The sequence below is a fragment of the Paenibacillus sp. sgz302164 genome (assembly GCF_056120505.1).
In genome coordinates this window covers 1-16,650 of record NZ_JBVYOL010000029.1, presented here as the reverse complement: position 1 = coordinate 16,650, position 16,650 = coordinate 1, and the positions used below count along the sequence as shown (strand labels likewise).

Below are 16,650 nucleotides of genomic sequence, written 5' to 3'. Positions count from 1 at the left end.
GGCACCGTCACGCCGCGACGTTCCTGCGTCGCGTCTGCCTCGCCGTTCGCGCCGCCCCGGCACCGTCGCGCCGCAGCAGCTGCCCCGGCGCAGTCGCGCTGCGGCGTCCCCCTCGTGTGGGACGCCTTTGTTTTATTTCCGTCCGAGCACGAGCCGGACTCCCATCAGTTTGCGTACGATCAGCCAAGCGATGGCGGTAAAAAGAATGCCGCCTGCGTAAAGGCTGAATATGTACCCCGCCAGGTTGGGATTGTCTTCGTACCTGTTGCTGAACATCGTCGTTCCCAGCAGAAAGGCGCAGACGATGACGCTTGCTTTGAAATAAGGGATGAGCTGAGGGTACAGCAGCATTTTGCCGTTATTTTCATTTGTCGATTTGCCGGAAGTTTTAACGATCAACAGCAGACTTGCCGCGATCACAACGAGAGACGCATATATGCTCCCGTACCCGGTATAGACCTCATGGGCAACGGCGGTGCCTTGATTCATCTCTCTCATCACGTAATCGGTGATTTTGATCATACGCATGGGAAAGGAAATGATGCCAAAAAAATCGTACAGGTAAGGATTCGTCACAAAATGACGCCCTGTGAACACCCAATAGTGCTTGTCTGCGAAATCCTCCAAAAGCTGGTACACGACCCCGGGGACGAAAAGGCCTATAAAGCCGATCGCAAATTGGGAAACGACGCTGGCGCCGATCAGTCCGACAAACAGGCTGAAGGTGAAAACGCCGATCATCGTGAACAGCTCATGGATCTGGTAGTACATAAGCACGCTGTCTTTCAGGTAATCTTTCAAAACGGTATTATGCAAAATGAAAAAATTGAGTCCCGAGCTGACGGCTACTGCCGCTGTGATATGCGCCGCCCCAAGCCACCAGTTGGATAAAAACAGGTCAATCCGGCGGACGGGCCAGGAGAACGAATATTCCAGACCTTGATTCGATCTGCCGAGTCCGATCATGAGCACGGCGATGACTGCGCAGATACAAATTTGAAGCAGCGTTTCATTCGAAAGATTAGGGGAAAAATAGTATTCGAACCCACCGGCTTTCCCTGATTTTTTCCAATAGTCGAGCATGCTCTGCAAGTTTTGTGCATGATCGAACAATTTATAGGAAGTGAACAGCGTCATCAGCCAGAATGCCCAAATCGCAAATTTGGCCTGCTTGTAGTTTCTGAACAAAAGCGCTTTATGAAACACGCGAATCTCCTCCCAGCACCGTTACGAAAATATCCTCCAATTTCATCGGCAATTCTTCCAGCAGCACGGGATTCGTTGCCTGAAGCTGCTTCAGCGTTTCCTCCGGCCGCTCTTTCAGCAAAAGAGTCATTACACGGCCGATCTGTCCGATCAGCTCGATACCCTTAATTTCGGCGAGATGTTCCAGCGCGCCTGTGCCGTAGGCGACCTGCACTTTTTTATACTGCTGTTTCACATCGTCGGTGCTGATGCACATCTCCAGCCGCCCGCCTTTCATCAGAAGCAGCGAGTCCGCGATCTTTTCCAATTCCTCCAGCTGATGCGTCGAAATGAGCAGGGATAGCTCGCGCTCCGCCACTTCCTCCAGCAAAGTTTGCATAATTTGCTTTTTCACGACGACATCCAGTCCGTTGGTCGGTTCGTCCAAAACGATGAGGCGGGCGCCGCTGGATATCGCCAAAAGAATGAACAGCAGCGCTTTCATCCCCCGCGAGAAACTGCGCAAGGATTGCCGGGGCGGCAGGCTGAATTGCCGGATGAACGTGACCATTTTCAGGTCGTCGAACTCCGGGTACAGCTTTTGATGCAGCTTGACGATCTCGCTTACCGAGTAGCTGTTGAACATACCTGTATGGTCGGGCACAAAATAAATATGAGTGCGAACCGCATGTTCGCTGGCGACGGCGCGGCCGTCGAACAGCACTTCTCCTTCGTCGGGGTCGAGAATGCCGACGATCGTTTTCAGCAGCGTCGTTTTGCCGACGCCGTTGCGTCCGAGCAGACCGGCGATGGAGCCGGCCTTCAGCTCAAAGCCGATGTTCTCCAGAACAAGCCGCCCGTCGATGCGTTTACTCAGATTTTGCACGGTTAACATGCTTTGCACCTCCAAGTTCCTCCCAATACTGTTCGATCCACTGGATCAGTGTTTCACGGTTTACGCCCGCGTATGACGATTCCACGACGAGCAGCTTTAAAGCCTTTTGGATTTCATTCATTTTGTCTCGGTCTCCTTTTGCCGGGAGCGCATCGACGACGAACGTCCCTTTGCCTCTTCGCGTTTCGATAACATGCTGCCGCTCCAGCTCCTGATAAGCTTTGCTCACCGTATTCGGATTGATCACCAGCGCGGCGGAAAGCTCGCGTACGGACAACAGCTTGTCGCCCCGCTGAATGGCGCCTTGCAGAATGCGTTCTTTGATCTGCTGGACAATTTGTTCCCAGATCGGAGTGGGGCTCCGTTCATCCAAATGAAGATACATGCAGCTCCTCCTTTCGAATGTACCAAGTGTACTAGTTGATATGATACACATAATACATGTTGATCCGGAAAAATGTCAAGCCTTCCGCATCTGTTTTTGTGCTATCATCTACATGAAGACATACGCGAAGTCATACACGAAGTCATACACGAAGTCATATACGAAGGCCAATCAGTTGAAGGAGAACCATCCGATGCATATAAAGCTTCGAGGACACCATTTGCTTTGCTTGCTGGGTTACAGGGGGATGGGTTATTCCCCGGATTTTTGCGTCAATATGACGAAAATTTACGAGACGCTGCGGAACCGCCCGGAGACGAGGATTGTGATCGTGGAGGGGCCCGACGAGATTTGCGCCGCCTTTCCGAGCGATGAGCAGAGGCCGCACTGCGAGGATCTAAGCGTGTACCGGAAGGATGCCGCCGTTCTGGAGATGCTCGGTCTGCAAACGGGCTCCGAATGGAGCTGGGAGGAAATTCTCGGCAAAATAGCGGCGGAATTCGTTCCGAAGGACATCAGCGTCGTATGCGCGACCTGTCCCTGGGAGCCGTACGGGGTCTGCGCGGAAGGCGTCCGTCTTGTCACGCGGGGCGAGGAGCTGCCGCCGCTTAAGCAATAAAGCCGGGTGCAAGAATCCGCCAAGCGGTTCTTTTCCCCGGCTTTATTAAGTGCATGTGTCCGCCCGCAGGGGCGGGCAAACGGGCATGAGGGACCAACGGACAGGTGAACGGCCCGGCGGAGGCAGGACAGACTTTCAGGCAAGCACGCCGACGTCCGTGTTCGTTTCGAGCTTTTCCTGCGGGGAAGCGAGGCGGTTCGCCACCATCCTCAGTTCCTCCATGGGACGGAGCATCTTTTGGAGGGAGTGGGCGTCTTTCACGGCCGGCTGGAGCCAGGCGTCGACATCGTCCGCTTCCAGAATAGCCGGCATCCGGCCCATATAAGGGGCCACGAGCGAATTGGCCTCCGTCATCAGCATCGTGCAGGTGCGCAGCTCTTCGCCCGACGGGGAGCGCCACACATCGTACAAGCCGGCGATGCCGAAAGTGCCGCTGCGCATTTTGAACCTGTGCCACTGCGTCCGCTTGCCCTCCGTCCGGCTTATATAGAAGCCGCTGCACGGAATGACGCAGCGCTGCTTGCGGACGATGCGCTCGAACGCATCGCTGCGAAAAATCGAATCGCGGTCGCCGCACACCGCGTCTCTGGCCCAGAACGGCATGAGCCCCCATCTGAATTCGTCGAGCAGCCGCTCGGACTTGCGGTTCGTTACGATGGCGGACAGCGACTGGGTCGGCTTGATTTCGTAACGGTTGGAGCTGTACGACAGCAGACGGTCAATGCGGAATTGCGCGACAACCTCCGAGACGTCTGCGAGCATCGATATCGATGTGCACATAGTTAAGACCACCTTTTATGATTTTGGCTATTATTTGCCTAAACGACCAAAATCATGTACAGGCGGAAAAAAAGTACAGACGGAAAAAACAAAAACCGCATCGCGAAGGATGCGGTTCGGCGGTAAAAAAAGCCGGGCTAATCGGCAGTCTGGGCGTAGATGCGGTTTTTGCCATACCGCTTGGCCGTATACAAACATTCGTCCACGCGCTGGAACCAGGCTTTTTTGAGCGTATTGCGGTCGTACGGAGCTACTCCGATACTCATTGTTATGTGCTGATCGGGTATTTCGGGAATGAGCGTGCCGCGCACCTTGTGCAGCAGCGTTTCACACAGGGCCATCACTTCGTCGTGCCGCTTCCCGACAAAAAGCACCGCGAACTCCTCGCCTCCGTAACGGAAAGCCATATCGTCCGAGCTTAACGTTTGCTTCAGTATGGAGCCTATCGTTTTCAGCACTTCGTCGCCAACCCAGTGGCCGTAAGTATCGTTGATTCTTTTGAAATTATCGATATCCATAAGCGCGAGTTCGAGCGGCGTGTCGTGTGGAATGTGCGAAATGAGATGATCGGTATGCTCCTGAAACGAACGGTGGTTGAACAAATCTGTCAGCGCGTCCACCTTGGAGAGCCGGTCGATCATCACGTTGCGAATGAGCAGCTCCTGTTCCCTGACGACGGAATCTTTAAGCTGGGTAATTAAATCAAGACCTTTATCCATTATGGCAAAACAAACGACCGCGGTTGCCGTTACGACTGCTGCGGACACGATCATTTCATATGCGCTAGGCACGATTCCTCTGTAAAAATTGGCGGCAACCAATATCACGATGCAAACAAGGCTCGATACATATGCAAAAACGATCAGCTTGCGCTGAAAATAACTCGATGACAGCAGTACGGGAATGCACATCAACTCGTATTTGTCGTTTAATTCCGGGATGCAAATAATAAAAAGACCGACCATAGTCATGGTCCAGACAATCATGATAAAATCGCTGTAGCGCTTGAACAAATAAACAGCGGCATGGCCGATCGCCATAAGAGCCAACTGCAAGCATGTCGGAATCACCTGGAATCGGATAAAACTGTGCCCCCACTGATCAGGGGTTCGACTGATGTCTACGAACAGACCGATCGTCGCAGCCGCTTCGTATATCAACAAAATCGACCAAAAAATACGAATGAGCTTCCGATTCCAATTGCTGTCGTTTACCGGGGGTTGTTCCAAAAGTTTCAGGCTCCTTTTCTACCGGGACGGCCATGGGTGCATGAACGGCAATCATCCTTATTTCCAGTCAGGCTGGAAGCAGGATTAGGAGTATTCGCCCGGATTTGCGCAGAGGTGCTAACGATATTGTAAGAAAGGATTTCCAATTAGGCAAGAGGAACTAGTAGATTCGACATAAGTATATAGAATGCGACATTATTTTTGGAAATTTGCAAAAGGCGCTGCATGCAGGCCGTCAGGAGGATTTATGGCAGCTCAATCTTATACGCACGCTTGGGAGCATTATGCGGACGAGCTTTGCCTGCTGGACAAAAAGCTTCGCCTGCTGTACGCGAGAAGGCAGGTTCAAACCGCCGACCCGCAGACGGACGCGTTTCGCGGCATGTTCGTGTCCGAGGACGAATTCATGCGTCTCGCAGGGGCGCAGGCGACGGAAGAGGCCGCTCGGCAGGAGGAGACGGAGGCCGAGCTCCTCGGAGAGATCGAGGAGTGGGAGGAGCGGATTGCGGAGCGGCTGCGGGCGAGCCGGGAAAGCCAGGTGCTGCTGCCGCTCGTCTACATGTCGGCGGTATTCGGGCTTTCGCAGGTGGAAGAGCGCATCGTGCTGCTGGCGCTGGCGCTCGAGCTGGACCGCAAATACGAGCGGTTATTCGGATTTTTGCAGGACGATTTGACGAATAAAGCGCCTAATGTCGGCACGGCGCTGCAATTGGCGTGCCGCACGCCCGAGGACATGCGGACATGGCGCGCGACATTTTTGGGCCCGGCCGGCAAGCTGGCCCGGTACTTTTTGCAGCGGGAGGAGCACGAGCCGCCGGGCAGATCGCTGCTCTCGAAGCCGGTGCTGCTGGACAAGCGGATCGCCGCGTTCCTGCTTGACACTGGCGAGCTGGACGCCGGGCTGAAGCCGGCCGCAGCGATCGTGTACCCGGATGACGCCGCGCCGCCGCTGCTCATCCAGGAAGATTTTCAGCGGCGATTGCAGGCATTCGTCCGCGAGTCTTACGAAGCCCCGGCCCCGGCGCGCCGGGGGCTTGCTTTCTGCCTGTGGGGCAGCGCCGGCGCAGGCAAAAAACTGCATGTGCGGCACTGCGCCCGCGCATTCGGCAAGCCGCTCCTCCTCGTGAACGCGGAGGAGCTTCTTTTGCAGCCGGCCGGCTTCGCCGGGCTGCTTGCGGCCGTGATGCGCGAAGCGATTTTGCATCAGGCGGTGCTTTGCTTTACGCGGCTTGAAGCGCTGTATCCGGAAGAGCCGGATTTCGCCGCGAGGCAGCGCCAGCAGCAGTTTCACGAGCAGCTGGACGGCTATGCCGGCCTGCTGTTTCTGCTGGCGGGGCAGCAGCTGCGCATAGAGTGGAAGCCGAAGGACCGCCTGCTGGTGGAGCACGAGCTGCAGGTGCCGGACGAGGCGGCCAGAGAGCTGCTCTGGCGGCGCTTCGCCGAAGAGCTCGGCGTCCAGGGGGACGTCGACTGGCGGGTGATGAGCGGCAAATTCCGCTTCACCCCCGGGCAGATCCGCCAGTCGCTGGAGCTAGCCGCCGGCTATTCGGCCTGGCAGCGCCAGCTGGACGGCCGCCCGGCGGACGCCGCAGCGCTGGAAGCGCCCGCGCTGTACCGGGCATGCTTCCGGCAGGCTCAGCACCGGCTGGAGCGCAAGGCGGTGCGCATCGAGCCCCGCTACGGCTGGGAGGACGTCATTTTGCCGCCGGAGCAAAAGGATCAGCTGCGCAATGCGTGCAGCCAGGTCAAATTCCGCAGTCTCGTCTACGGAGACTGGGGGTTCGAGAAGAAGCTGGCCTACGGCAAAGGGCTCAGCATGCTGTTCGCCGGTCCCCCCGGCACGGGCAAGACGATGTCGGCCCAGGTCGTAGCGGGGGAGCTGCAGCTTGAGCTGTACAAGGTCGATCTCTCGCAGGTGATCAGCAAATACATCGGCGAGACCGAGAAGAACTTGCACGAAATTTTCCACGAAGCGCAGCTGAGCAGTGCCGTGCTTTTCTTCGACGAGACGGACGCCCTGTTCGGCAAGCGGTCGGAAGTGAAAGATTCGCACGACAAATACGCGAACATCGAGACGGCCTATTTGCTGCAAAAAATGGAGGAATACCAGGGGATCACGGTTCTGGCGACGAATTTGCTGAACAATATCGACGAGGCCTTTTTGCGGAGAATCAATTATGTGATCAAATTTCCGTTTCCCGACGCGGAATACCGGGAGCGGATCTGGCGCTCGATGTTTCCGCCGGCGGCGCCCGTCAGCAGCGAGGTCGACTTCAAATACCTGGCGCAAAAGTTCGAGATAGCCGGAGGCAACATCAAAAACGTCGTGCTGTCTTCGGCGTTTTTGGCTGCGGAAGCGGGAGAGCCGATACGCATGCGCCACATTATCGCCTCCATTCGCCATGAATTGCAAAAATCCGGGAAAATCGTGGCAAAACTGGATCTGGAGAACTATTAAGAAGGTAAATTTTTGATGGGAAAGATGAAGAAATCTGTAGTCATCCTACTTAAATACAATTATAATAAAAAAGGATTTAAGATTAACGTAAAGATTTGACATATTGCACGTTTGTTCTACACGCATACATAATTGCCATTTCAAGAGGCAGGAGTGAAATCCAATAGGCGACTATTCCGTAATTGCTGATGTCAGCGCGTCCTTAGTGAAGCTGCTCAGAGAAAACATGACCCCCGACCCCATCCCGCAGCCCGAGATGATCGGTCTGGCATCGCCTGTCGATAAAGGAGATTTCTACCTGTCTCTTTTCCTGTATACGGTCAGGGAAAGCGGAGATAACCGGCGGACGCAGATGATATCCAGGGGGACCCACGAAATCCAGTTTCCTCCCATGTCGGTCGAGCTCGGCTACCTGCTTACCGTCCAATCGCCGGCGGAACTGCAGTCCCGCGCGCTTGACGAGCACCGGATTTTGGGGAGAGCGATGCAGGTGCTGTACGACAATTCGGTGCTGCGGGGCTCCATGACGGTAGGCACGCTGGCCGAGCGCGAGGAGGAAGTGCGCATCGTCTTGGACCCGTTCGCCGGAGAAAGCATGATGAACATGTGGAATTTTGCCGATACCCCTTACAGGCTTTCCCTGAGCTACACGGTCGGCCCTGTCCAAATCGATTCGACAAGAATCAGGACGACGAAGCGGGTGCTGGAACGCGATATTCGCATACAAGGTTAAAATTCCGGAAAGGACAGGTGGCGTCGGATTTGGAACTCAGGCGCGAAGTACATTTGAAATCCCGCGTTTCCCTGGTTGTCGGCCTGTCAGACTCATTCACCTCAGAAGCCCCCATCGGTACGAATATCGCCGTACATCTCGAAGGCGCCCGCTCGATTGCGATCAGCAAATCGAACGGATCCTATATATTCAACGATTTACCGGAGGGCGATTACCGGCTCCGCATAGACGCTGAACATTATTTTCAAGAGCAAATCCCGTTTTCCACCCGATCTTCCCGTTCCATCGAGCAAATTCGGCTGCAGCTGCAGCCGCTGCCCTCGTATCCGTTTCCGCCGGGCGCCCCGCTCATAAGGGTTTGCCTGCGGGACGGCAAGGACGCGCCGCTGCAAGGAGCGCCGGTCGCAGCCAGCGTGCTGACGGAAGAATGCGCGCGGGCCAGGCTGATGCCGGAGCAGACCGGCGCAGGCGCGGAAGAAATTGCGGTCGGTTTTGTGACCGGCAGCATGGTTGAGGGTAGCCGGTACGTGCTGCGAGAGCGCGGACCGCAAGGTCCGGAAGAACCGGTGCAAATTGCGGAGGTTCTGGAGCACCGGAAGCGTTTCCGGCTCGCGAAGCCGCTGGTCCGCAGCTATTCGCGGGGAGCGCTGCTGCTTCCCGCCGTCGAGACCCGCTGCACCGAACGCGGCGAAGCGGTCATCGCTTTGGGAGGCTGCAGAGCGCCTTCGTTTTCGGTGCGCCTGCACGTCGCCGGCGGCGGGAGCGGCCAGCCGTTCTTGAAGGAGGTGATGGTGGCGGAAGGCCAAACCACCAACCTCGGAACGCAATACATAACGTAACCTCATTTAGCGGATGGGTGCATGCGTCCATCTTCTATACAAAAAACCACAAGCAGAAAGGAGAGAACTGGTATCATGTCTGCGGCGGCATCAAGCGGCAAGCAAGCGCCTGCAGGCAGAACCGGGGAACAATGGCTGAATATTTATCACCGGGAGTCTATGTGGAAGAGTTTGACAGCGGCGCGCAGCCGTTGGAAGGTGCAAGCACAAGTACGGCCGGGTTTTTAGGACTCGCGCAAAGAGGAGAAATCGAGGGCGTACCTCAATTAGTGACGAGCGTAGCGGACTTTCACCGTTTGTTCGGCAGCTATTTGTCGGAAAACGAATTTGGCGATTACCGCTTTTTATCGTATGCCGTTGAACATTTTTTCCTGAACGGAGGCTCGCGCTGCTTTGTCATGCGGGTAGCGCCGTCCGACGCCAAAGCTGCGACGAATCAGACCGAAGGCAACAAAGAAGCCAAGATTGTACGCATTACTTCCAAAAATCCCGGCACATGGGGCAACCAAATCCGCGCGGTCATCGTTCCGGCGAGCAAGGCCAAGACGCAAATCTACGAGGACCTGGGCGAGAACCAATACCGCGTCAAAAACAACGCGGGCTTCAACGTAGGCGACGTCGTCGCTTTCGAAGCGGACGGCAGCAAGCAGTACAACAAAATCGTAGCTTCCCAAGACAACATCATCAAGCTCGCTTCCGAGCTTACAGGCGATGTGACGGACGCGAATTTGCTGCCTGCCAAAGTTTTGACTACCTGCGAATTTACGATCAACGTTTTTTACGGGGATGAAGCGGAGACTTATGAAAAGATGTCCCTGAACATTTCCGCAGCGAACCATATCGAGAAAATCATGTCCCGTTCCAACATCGTAACGGTGAAAGATTTGACCGACGGCAAAGATCTCGGCGCCGTAGCTCCTTTCGAGGTGCTCTCCGGCGAAGAGGAGACGGCCGGCAAGTTCCAGATCGCGCTGTCGGGCGGCAGCAACGGTTCCGTCGCCAATCTGTCCGCGGGCGATTTCATGGGCGTAGACCGCGGCCCCGGCAAGCGTACGGGCATCCAGTCGTTCATCGATAACGACGTGGTCAGCATTATGGCCGTTCCGGGCGTAACGGACCCGAACGTTCAGCTTTCCCTCGTCGCGCATTGCGAAAACCTCGGCAGCCGTTTTGCCGTGCTCGACATTCCGCGCGACAAAACGAAAGTGGCGGACGTGATGACGCACCGCAACATTTTCGACAGCAGCTATGCAGCGATGTACAACCCTTGGCTGCAGGTGTTCGACCCGCTGGACAAGCGCAACATTTATATCCCGCCGTCCGGCTCCGTCATCGGGATTTACTCGCGCTCGGACCAAACCCGCGGCGTGCAAAAAGCGCCGGCCAACGAAGTCGTTCGCGGCGCCGTAGGCCTCGACTGCCAGTACAACAAAGGCGAGCAGGATATCCTTAACCCGCAAGGCGTGAACTTGATCCGCCATTTTGCCGGACAAGGCATCCGCGTATGGGGTGCGCGCACCGCTTCCTCCAACGGTTTATGGAAATATGTCAACGTCAGAAGGCTGTTCATTTTCCTTGAAGAGTCGATCAAGAACGGCACGAACTGGGTCGTCTTCGAACCGAACGACGAGCAGCTGTGGGCTCGCGTACAACGCACGATTGATGCGTTCCTGACGCGCGTATGGAGAGACGGAGCGCTGATGGGCGGCAGTCCTGCCGAGGCGTTCTACATCAACATCGGACGAAGCACGATGACGCAGGACGACATCGACAACGGACGGCTCATTTGCGTCATCGGCGTAGCGCCTGTGAAGCCTGCCGAGTTCGTCATTTTCCGCATTACTCAGAAGACGAGAGAAGAGTAAGGCGAGAGAAGAGCAGGCCCGCTCGGACGATCATTTTTTTCATAATCAGGAAAGGGGTATTATATGGCTGTCGAACGTAAAGATCCATACCGCAATTTTAGATTCAGAATCGAAGTGGAAGGCATTCAGCAAGCAGGGTTCAGCGAAGTGTCCGGCTTTGACGCATCGCTGTCCGTCATCGAGTACCGCGAGGGCAACGAAGTCATTACGCCTCGCAAACTTCCGGGGCTTGCCAAATACGGCAACATCACGCTGAAATGGGGCGTAACCGACTCTTTGGATATGTACAACTGGATGTCCGAGTCGATTCAGGGCAAAATTTCCCGCAAAACCGTCACGATCATCGCAATCAACGAAGAGGGCGGCGACGTGGCGACATGGCAGGTTATCGAAGCGTGGCCGTCCAAGTATACGGCTCCGAACTTTAACGGATCGGGCAACGAAGTCGCGATCGAAAATTTGGAGCTTGCCCACGAAGGCATGACGCGCACGAAGTAACGGCAGCGAAAGAGTAGGAGAGCTGGAGCGCTGCGCTTCAGCTTCCGGCTCTTCTTTTTTCAAATGAAGGAGGAAGCGAGCATGGCTTTTAAAACGGAGTACGAATTCGAGCTCCCCAGAGGATACGTCGATGAGGAAGGCACGCTGCACAAAAGAGGCGTGATGCGCCTTGCGACGGCCGCCGACGAAATACTGCCGATGCGCGATCAGCGCGTCCAGCAAAATCCCGGCTACCTCACGATCATTTTGCTAACGCGCGTCATTACCAAATTAGGCGATCTGCGCGCTATCGATACGCGGGTCGTGGAAAAATTGTTCACGGCAGACCTTGCGTTTCTGCAAAATTTTTACCGCCAGATCAACGAAATGGAAGTGCCCAAAGTGCATACGGTTTGTCCGAAATGCGAGCACGAATTTGATGTGGACGTGTCTTTTTTGGACGAGATGGCGGGGGCATAACCGGATATCCCATTGACAAGATCTATGAGGAAGCCGGCTTCATCGCTTACTATTTTCATTGGACACACGATGAAATCATGTCAATGGAGCACCGGGAACGCCGCAAATGGTGCGAGGAAATATCGCGCATCAACCGCAATCTGAACGACGACGGCAAAAAGCCGGACAATCCGTTCGACGTGTTCGGCAAGAGGTGATAAGGTATGAAGCAGTTCAAAACGCATGGAGTCGCGGGCGCGTTTCGCTTTTTGGTCGAGCTTGACGGGCTGATCGTCGGCGGTTTTTCCGAAGTCTCCGGCATGCGCTCCGAAATAGAGGTCAAGCCGCTATGGGAAGGCGGGGTCAACACCCATCCCCATTACATGATCGAGCATACAAAGTACCCGAACATCGTTTTAAAAAGAGGTATCACCAGCTCCAGCGAGCTGTGGGACTGGTATAACAACGTCACGGCAGGGAAAATCAAGCGCAAGAACGGTTCCGTCATTTTGCACAATCAGGTCGGGCAGGAAGTGTGCCGTTGGAATTTTTTTGACGCATTTCCCGTGAAATGGAACGGCCCGGAGTTAAACGCGACCAGCGGAAATGTGGCCATCGAATCCATCGAGCTTGTGCACGGCGGCCTGAAGACGATTTTCAAAAAATAACGGGCAGGGGGATTGTTCATGCTATCCCGACAATCGCATATCCCCCGCAGGAAGCAGCCCGCAGGGGCCGGCAGCCCTTTGGCGGCGGCAGACGCCGGCACGTTTGGCCGGACTGCCCGCATAACGAATCAATTTGCTTCCGGCATCATGGGCAAGTACGGTTTTAGACGCATGCCTTATTTAGGCTTGCTGGCACTCATTTTCAGGATCAACGACATGCTCCTGGAAGATGGGCCTATGGCATCGGCAGACGAGAGCGAACGGGAGTGGATCATCCGGCTCCAACTGCAGCTGCAAAATTTGCAGCATCCGAACGCAGCGCCGCTGTCCACCAAGCGGGAGACGATCCATCGTCTTGAACAATGGGTGAAGCGCTACGGACATCTGCTGCCGCAGCAGGCCGTAACTTCAACAGATCGAAGAGCTGCCGTTTCAGAACTTATGGCGATCGAAGAACTGCGGAGCGATTTGCAGCTGACCGCAGAGCTTGATGAAATCGACCGGACAAGTTCCGGCCATGCAACCGCTAAAAAGAACAGCAAGGAAAAAACGAACATCCCTTCTGGCGGAAACAATTCACACCCGGCATCAACCGCAGGGCAAGTGCATGGGGCACCGCCGAATACAAGCGCAAGCCCCCCGGCCACGGCAATAACCGGGCAGGGAAAACACATTTTGAGATGGCCCTCGGATCAGCGGCCTTCAAGCCGCGAACTGCGGCAGCGTTACATTACTATCGACAATCAGCGGGGAACGCCGCCGATACAGCGTGCTTTTGCACAGTTTGCAGCTTCGGTTCGGATGCTTTCCAGACAGGCAGGCAGCAGGAGTGCAGCGACGAACCGGACGGCGGCAGTCCGTTTATATCATACGGCTTTATCCAAATTCGTTCATTTAGAATCCTTACATACACATTCGACCTCCCAGCGGCACCCTAATTCGGCTGTATGGATGGGGGAACCGGCTCAAAGGGCGGCCCGCAAACCGCTGCGAACGGTTGAAAACGAAGCTTTTGGCGAGTCCGTTCGGAGAGAGCGGAGCATTGATTATCGTCATGCGGAAACCGTTCGAAAGACAGCACCTGTGCTGCGGCATTTCGCTTACAATACGACAGGGAGCCAGGATAACGAACCGGTGGCGATTGCCCGGCGCATCGCGCCTTCCGCTATTGCGGCCGCCAGCTTGACCACGGCGGTTCCGCACTCCATGCGGCGGCAGTACGAAGGAACAAGCAGCTATCAGGTTGTTCACGATAAGGACAAACCTGCACATACTGTTATTTGGCGAAAAACCGCGCCAGATCAAACGAATGCCGCACAGTTGGAAGCAAGGCAAGCGGAAGAGGGTGGGAATGATGCAGCACGGGCAGATACTCGCAGCCGGGAAAACGCGCCTGTTTTTGTCCGAAAGACCGAGTCCGTGTCCGGAATCCTTTCTGCCGAGACTCAGACTGCAAGCGCCAAGTCAGCTCCAAAAATAAACAGCAGCCGTACGGAGCTTAGACTGCTTGTTCAGCAGCAAAGGAATACATCGGGAAATCCCGCTTCGCACGAGGCCGGAACCCGATCGCGGCCTGTGATGGAGAGCCCCCGGCATGATCAGGGGACGGCCCAGAGAATACTGCGAAGGTCATTAGCTATTGAGACCGGTAGCGGCAATGAGGTAATCGGCGCAAGGCTGCATAGCGGTACGGCCGCTTTCGGCGCAAGCGTAGATTCAAGCAGTGCTGGTGCGAGATTGGATGCGAAAGCAAACGCACGGTCCGGTGCTTCCGAGTCTGCAAATTCCGGCACTCGTGCTGGGAAATCTGCGGCTGGGGCAGCGGGTTTGAGTTCGGATGTTATCGGAAAAATGAAGAGTGGCGATTTCATAAGGAGCCGCCTCGCTGCTGAAGCAATTTCTGTTATACATACAAAACCGTTTGTAAATCCGAAACTCGATTTGAGTTCAAATGTCATTGAAAGAATGAGCGAATTTGCAGTACCTGATCGAAATAGTACTCAGGAACCAGCTTCTGGAATGAGGAGCCCATTCGCTGGAGTTAGCCCCTCTGCTGGAGCAAATTCTGTTATATATGCAAAAACAAGCTCTCAATCAGGTTCAGGTGCCAGTACAATTACAAAGCTTAGTGCGAGTGGCAGTGCAAATGCGATGGCTGCAAGTACTGCGGAAACGTTGAGCAGATCGATTGCGAAAGGACACGCACAGGCTGCTGACTATGGGGCTGTAAATTCTGGTGTTCGAGCAGGAATGTTAGAAGGGGCAGGCAGTAATGACGGCACGCCAAGAGCAACAAGATCGATCGTACGGCCGGGCACAGAATCGATTGCCGATTTAGGTTTGAATGTCATTGCAAAAATAAAGGAATCTGCCCCTCGGGATCGAAATAGCGTCCAGGGACCTGCTTCCGGGGCAAGAAGCAATTTTGCCGGGGGCCATCACATTGCTGGAGCAGATTCTGTTATATATACAAATTCTTTTTCATACGAAAATGGGCCTGCAAAAGTTAGCAGGAAAGTCCGCACGAATGCAGATACCAATGCAGATGCAAATCCAATTGAGAGTACATACGTAAATGCAGGAACAAAAGTACTTGTAACAGTCAGCGCAATAGCGAATAAAAGCTCAACAGCACACATAAATGCAATGCCTGGCCGAAGCTCAACAGCAAGTATAGGTGGGGTGGCTGGCCGAAGCTCAGCAGCAAGAATGGATGGAGTGGTCGGCAGAAGTTCAATAGCAAGAATGGATGGGGTGGCCGGCAGAAGTTCAACAGCAAGCGTAGGTGGGGTGTCTGGCCGAAGCTCAACAGCAAGTATAGGTGGGGTAGTTGGGCGAAGCTCAATAGCAAGCCTAGGTGGAGTGGCTGGCAGAAGCTCAATAGCAGGTATAGATGGGTTAATTGGGCGAAGCTCAATAGCAAGCCTAGATGGAGTGGCTGGCCGAAGCTCAACAACAAGCATAGATGGAATGGTTGGTAGAAGCTCAATAACAAGTATAGGCGGAGTAGTTGGCAGAAGTTCAATAGCAAGAATGGACGGAGTGGCTAACAGAAGCTTAACAGCAAGCATAGGTGGAGTAGTTGGCAGAAGTTCACCAGCAAGCGTGGATGGAGTGGCTGGCAGAAGCTTAACAGCAAGCGTGGATGGAGTGGCTAGCAGAAGCTCAACAGCAAGCGTGGATGGAGTGGCTAGCGGAAGCTCAACAGTAAGCATGGATAGAGTAGCTGGCAGAAGCTCAACAGCAAGCGTGGCTGGAGTGGCTAGCAGAAGCTCAATAGCAAGCATGGGCGGAATGGCTGGTAGGAGCTCAACAGCAAGCATAAATGGAATGGTTAGCAGGAGCTTAACAGCAAGCATAAATGCAATTACAAACAGTAGCGCAAATGCACCAAGCGTACATGCAAGATTAATTGAAAATGTACGCTCGCATGTGGCAGCAAGCAGAAATGGCAGCTTGCGTGCAAGTATAACCGGGAATCCGGCCACAATTGCGAAAACCGCTCCAAAAGCGAATGCAGGCATTCAATTGGCGGCGGCAAGTCACGCTGCCGGTGCTAAAAGTCCAGGTACTTTTCCAAGCTTGGGTACGGTCGCAAGGAGAAAAGGCGGCGGAAGTTCTGGTTCCGATGTTCAGGGTAACGTTGTTTTAGGGGATGGACGCGATTTGTTGGGCGGTTCGTTGGCAGCAAGTGGGCAAACTTTGACGCATCCTGAACAGGTTGCCGGCGGATTTATGGCGAGCCGCTCCGAGTTGAGCGCGAGCTTGGCGGCAGAGATAGCCGATAGAAGCAGCAGCGGCGGCATAGAGGGCAAGAGCAGCGGGCCTATGGCAGCAGCGATCTCCAAAGGCGGCATGGTGCTAAGTCATGCAGCTATAAACGCAGCGCCGGGTCTGCAGCCGGCGGTCCCGGCAGTTTGGAGGCAGCCGGCGGCTGATCCGGCTGCGCTGGAGGACAGCGGGTCGCCGCAAGCGCAGCGGGCCCAGCAAGGCCGGGCGCCGGCTGCGGGGGCGCACGAAAGCGCGGCGCCGGCATTACGGCGCGCCGAAAGCGCGGC

General features: G+C 55.0%; 16 protein-coding genes. 10 read left to right on the top strand and 6 right to left on the bottom strand.

The window, feature by feature from the left end; translation table 11 throughout:
- Window positions 1-132: 132 nt before the first annotated feature.
- From AC0LWT_RS32545 to AC0LWT_RS32535, 3 genes are read right to left on the bottom strand one after another with little or no spacing between them, the layout of a single operon-like run.
- Entirely contained in the window at window positions 133-1,206 is a 1,074-nt protein-coding gene (locus AC0LWT_RS32545) for a hypothetical protein (protein ID WP_474685451.1), read from the bottom strand.
- Entirely contained in the window at window positions 1,196-2,080 is an 885-nt protein-coding gene (locus AC0LWT_RS32540; protein WP_474685450.1) for an ABC transporter ATP-binding protein, read from the bottom strand. Before AC0LWT_RS32540 ends, AC0LWT_RS32545 begins: the two co-directional genes overlap by 11 nt.
- A complete protein-coding gene (locus AC0LWT_RS32535) occupies window positions 2,055-2,465 on the bottom strand; it encodes a GntR family transcriptional regulator (RefSeq protein ID WP_474685449.1) in 411 nt (136 codons plus the stop codon). Before AC0LWT_RS32535 ends, AC0LWT_RS32540 begins: the two co-directional genes overlap by 26 nt.
- 193 nt (window positions 2,466-2,658) lie before the next feature.
- Between AC0LWT_RS32535 and AC0LWT_RS32530 the strand changes: the two genes are divergently transcribed.
- Window positions 2,659-3,084: a DUF1284 domain-containing protein gene (locus AC0LWT_RS32530; RefSeq protein ID WP_474685448.1), complete on the top strand. Its 426-nt coding sequence runs from the start codon at window positions 2,659-2,661 to the stop codon at window positions 3,082-3,084.
- A gap of 135 nt (window positions 3,085-3,219) precedes the next feature.
- Here AC0LWT_RS32530 and AC0LWT_RS32525 read toward each other — a convergent pair whose 3' ends face one another.
- Both AC0LWT_RS32525 and AC0LWT_RS32520 read right to left on the bottom strand, forming a co-directional pair.
- Window positions 3,220-3,864 (bottom strand): SOS response-associated peptidase, encoded by a 645-nt coding sequence (locus tag AC0LWT_RS32525; RefSeq protein WP_474685447.1) that lies wholly within the window; start codon window positions 3,862-3,864, stop codon window positions 3,220-3,222.
- Window positions 3,865-4,001: 137 nt separating this feature from the next.
- Window positions 4,002-5,093, bottom strand: a complete 1,092-nt coding sequence (locus AC0LWT_RS32520; protein WP_474685446.1) for a GGDEF domain-containing protein — start codon at window positions 5,091-5,093, stop codon at window positions 4,002-4,004.
- 247 nt (window positions 5,094-5,340) lie between these two features.
- Here AC0LWT_RS32520 and AC0LWT_RS32515 point away from each other — a divergent pair, with 247 nt between their 5' ends.
- The 8 genes from AC0LWT_RS32515 (at window position 5,341) to AC0LWT_RS32480 (ending at window position 12,592) form a co-directional block, all read left to right on the top strand.
- Window positions 5,341-7,551: an AAA family ATPase gene (locus AC0LWT_RS32515; RefSeq protein ID WP_474685445.1), complete on the top strand. Its 2,211-nt coding sequence runs from the start codon at window positions 5,341-5,343 to the stop codon at window positions 7,549-7,551.
- Window positions 7,552-7,714: 163 nt separating this feature from the next.
- Window positions 7,715-8,284 (top strand): Pvc16 family protein, encoded by a 570-nt coding sequence (locus AC0LWT_RS32510; RefSeq protein WP_474685516.1) that lies wholly within the window; start codon window positions 7,715-7,717, stop codon window positions 8,282-8,284.
- Window positions 8,285-8,313: 29 nt separating this feature from the next.
- Entirely contained in the window at window positions 8,314-9,123 is an 810-nt protein-coding gene (locus AC0LWT_RS32505) for a hypothetical protein (RefSeq protein ID WP_474685444.1), read from the top strand.
- 131 nt (window positions 9,124-9,254) lie between these two features.
- Window positions 9,255-10,988 (top strand): phage tail sheath subtilisin-like domain-containing protein, encoded by a 1,734-nt coding sequence (locus tag AC0LWT_RS32500; protein ID WP_474685443.1) that lies wholly within the window; start codon window positions 9,255-9,257, stop codon window positions 10,986-10,988.
- Between the two features lie 63 nt (window positions 10,989-11,051).
- On the top strand, window positions 11,052-11,486 hold the full coding sequence (locus AC0LWT_RS32495; RefSeq protein ID WP_474685442.1) for a phage tail protein: 435 nt from the start codon (window positions 11,052-11,054) through the stop codon (window positions 11,484-11,486).
- Window positions 11,487-11,567: 81 nt separating this feature from the next.
- Window positions 11,568-11,945, top strand: coding sequence for a phage tail assembly protein (locus AC0LWT_RS32490; RefSeq protein ID WP_474685441.1), 378 nt, complete (start codon window positions 11,568-11,570; stop codon window positions 11,943-11,945).
- Window positions 11,942-12,142: a DUF6760 family protein gene (locus AC0LWT_RS32485; protein WP_474685515.1), complete on the top strand. Its 201-nt coding sequence runs from the start codon at window positions 11,942-11,944 to the stop codon at window positions 12,140-12,142. The genes AC0LWT_RS32490 and AC0LWT_RS32485 overlap by 4 nt, the downstream gene beginning before the upstream one ends.
- Window positions 12,143-12,148: 6 nt before the next feature.
- The gene (locus AC0LWT_RS32480; protein ID WP_474685440.1) at window positions 12,149-12,592 is read left to right on the top strand and encodes a phage tail protein; all 444 of its coding nucleotides are present in this window, start codon (window positions 12,149-12,151) and stop codon (window positions 12,590-12,592) included.
- Between the two features lie 2,438 nt (window positions 12,593-15,030).
- Here AC0LWT_RS32480 and AC0LWT_RS32475 read toward each other — a convergent pair.
- Entirely contained in the window at window positions 15,031-16,080 is a 1,050-nt protein-coding gene (locus AC0LWT_RS32475; protein ID WP_474685439.1) for a hypothetical protein, read from the bottom strand.
- 214 nt (window positions 16,081-16,294) lie between these two features.
- Between AC0LWT_RS32475 and AC0LWT_RS32470 the strand changes: the two genes are divergently transcribed.
- Window positions 16,295-16,650 (top strand): hypothetical protein (locus AC0LWT_RS32470; RefSeq protein ID WP_474685438.1); only part of this gene is annotated, 356 nt, incomplete at its 3' end.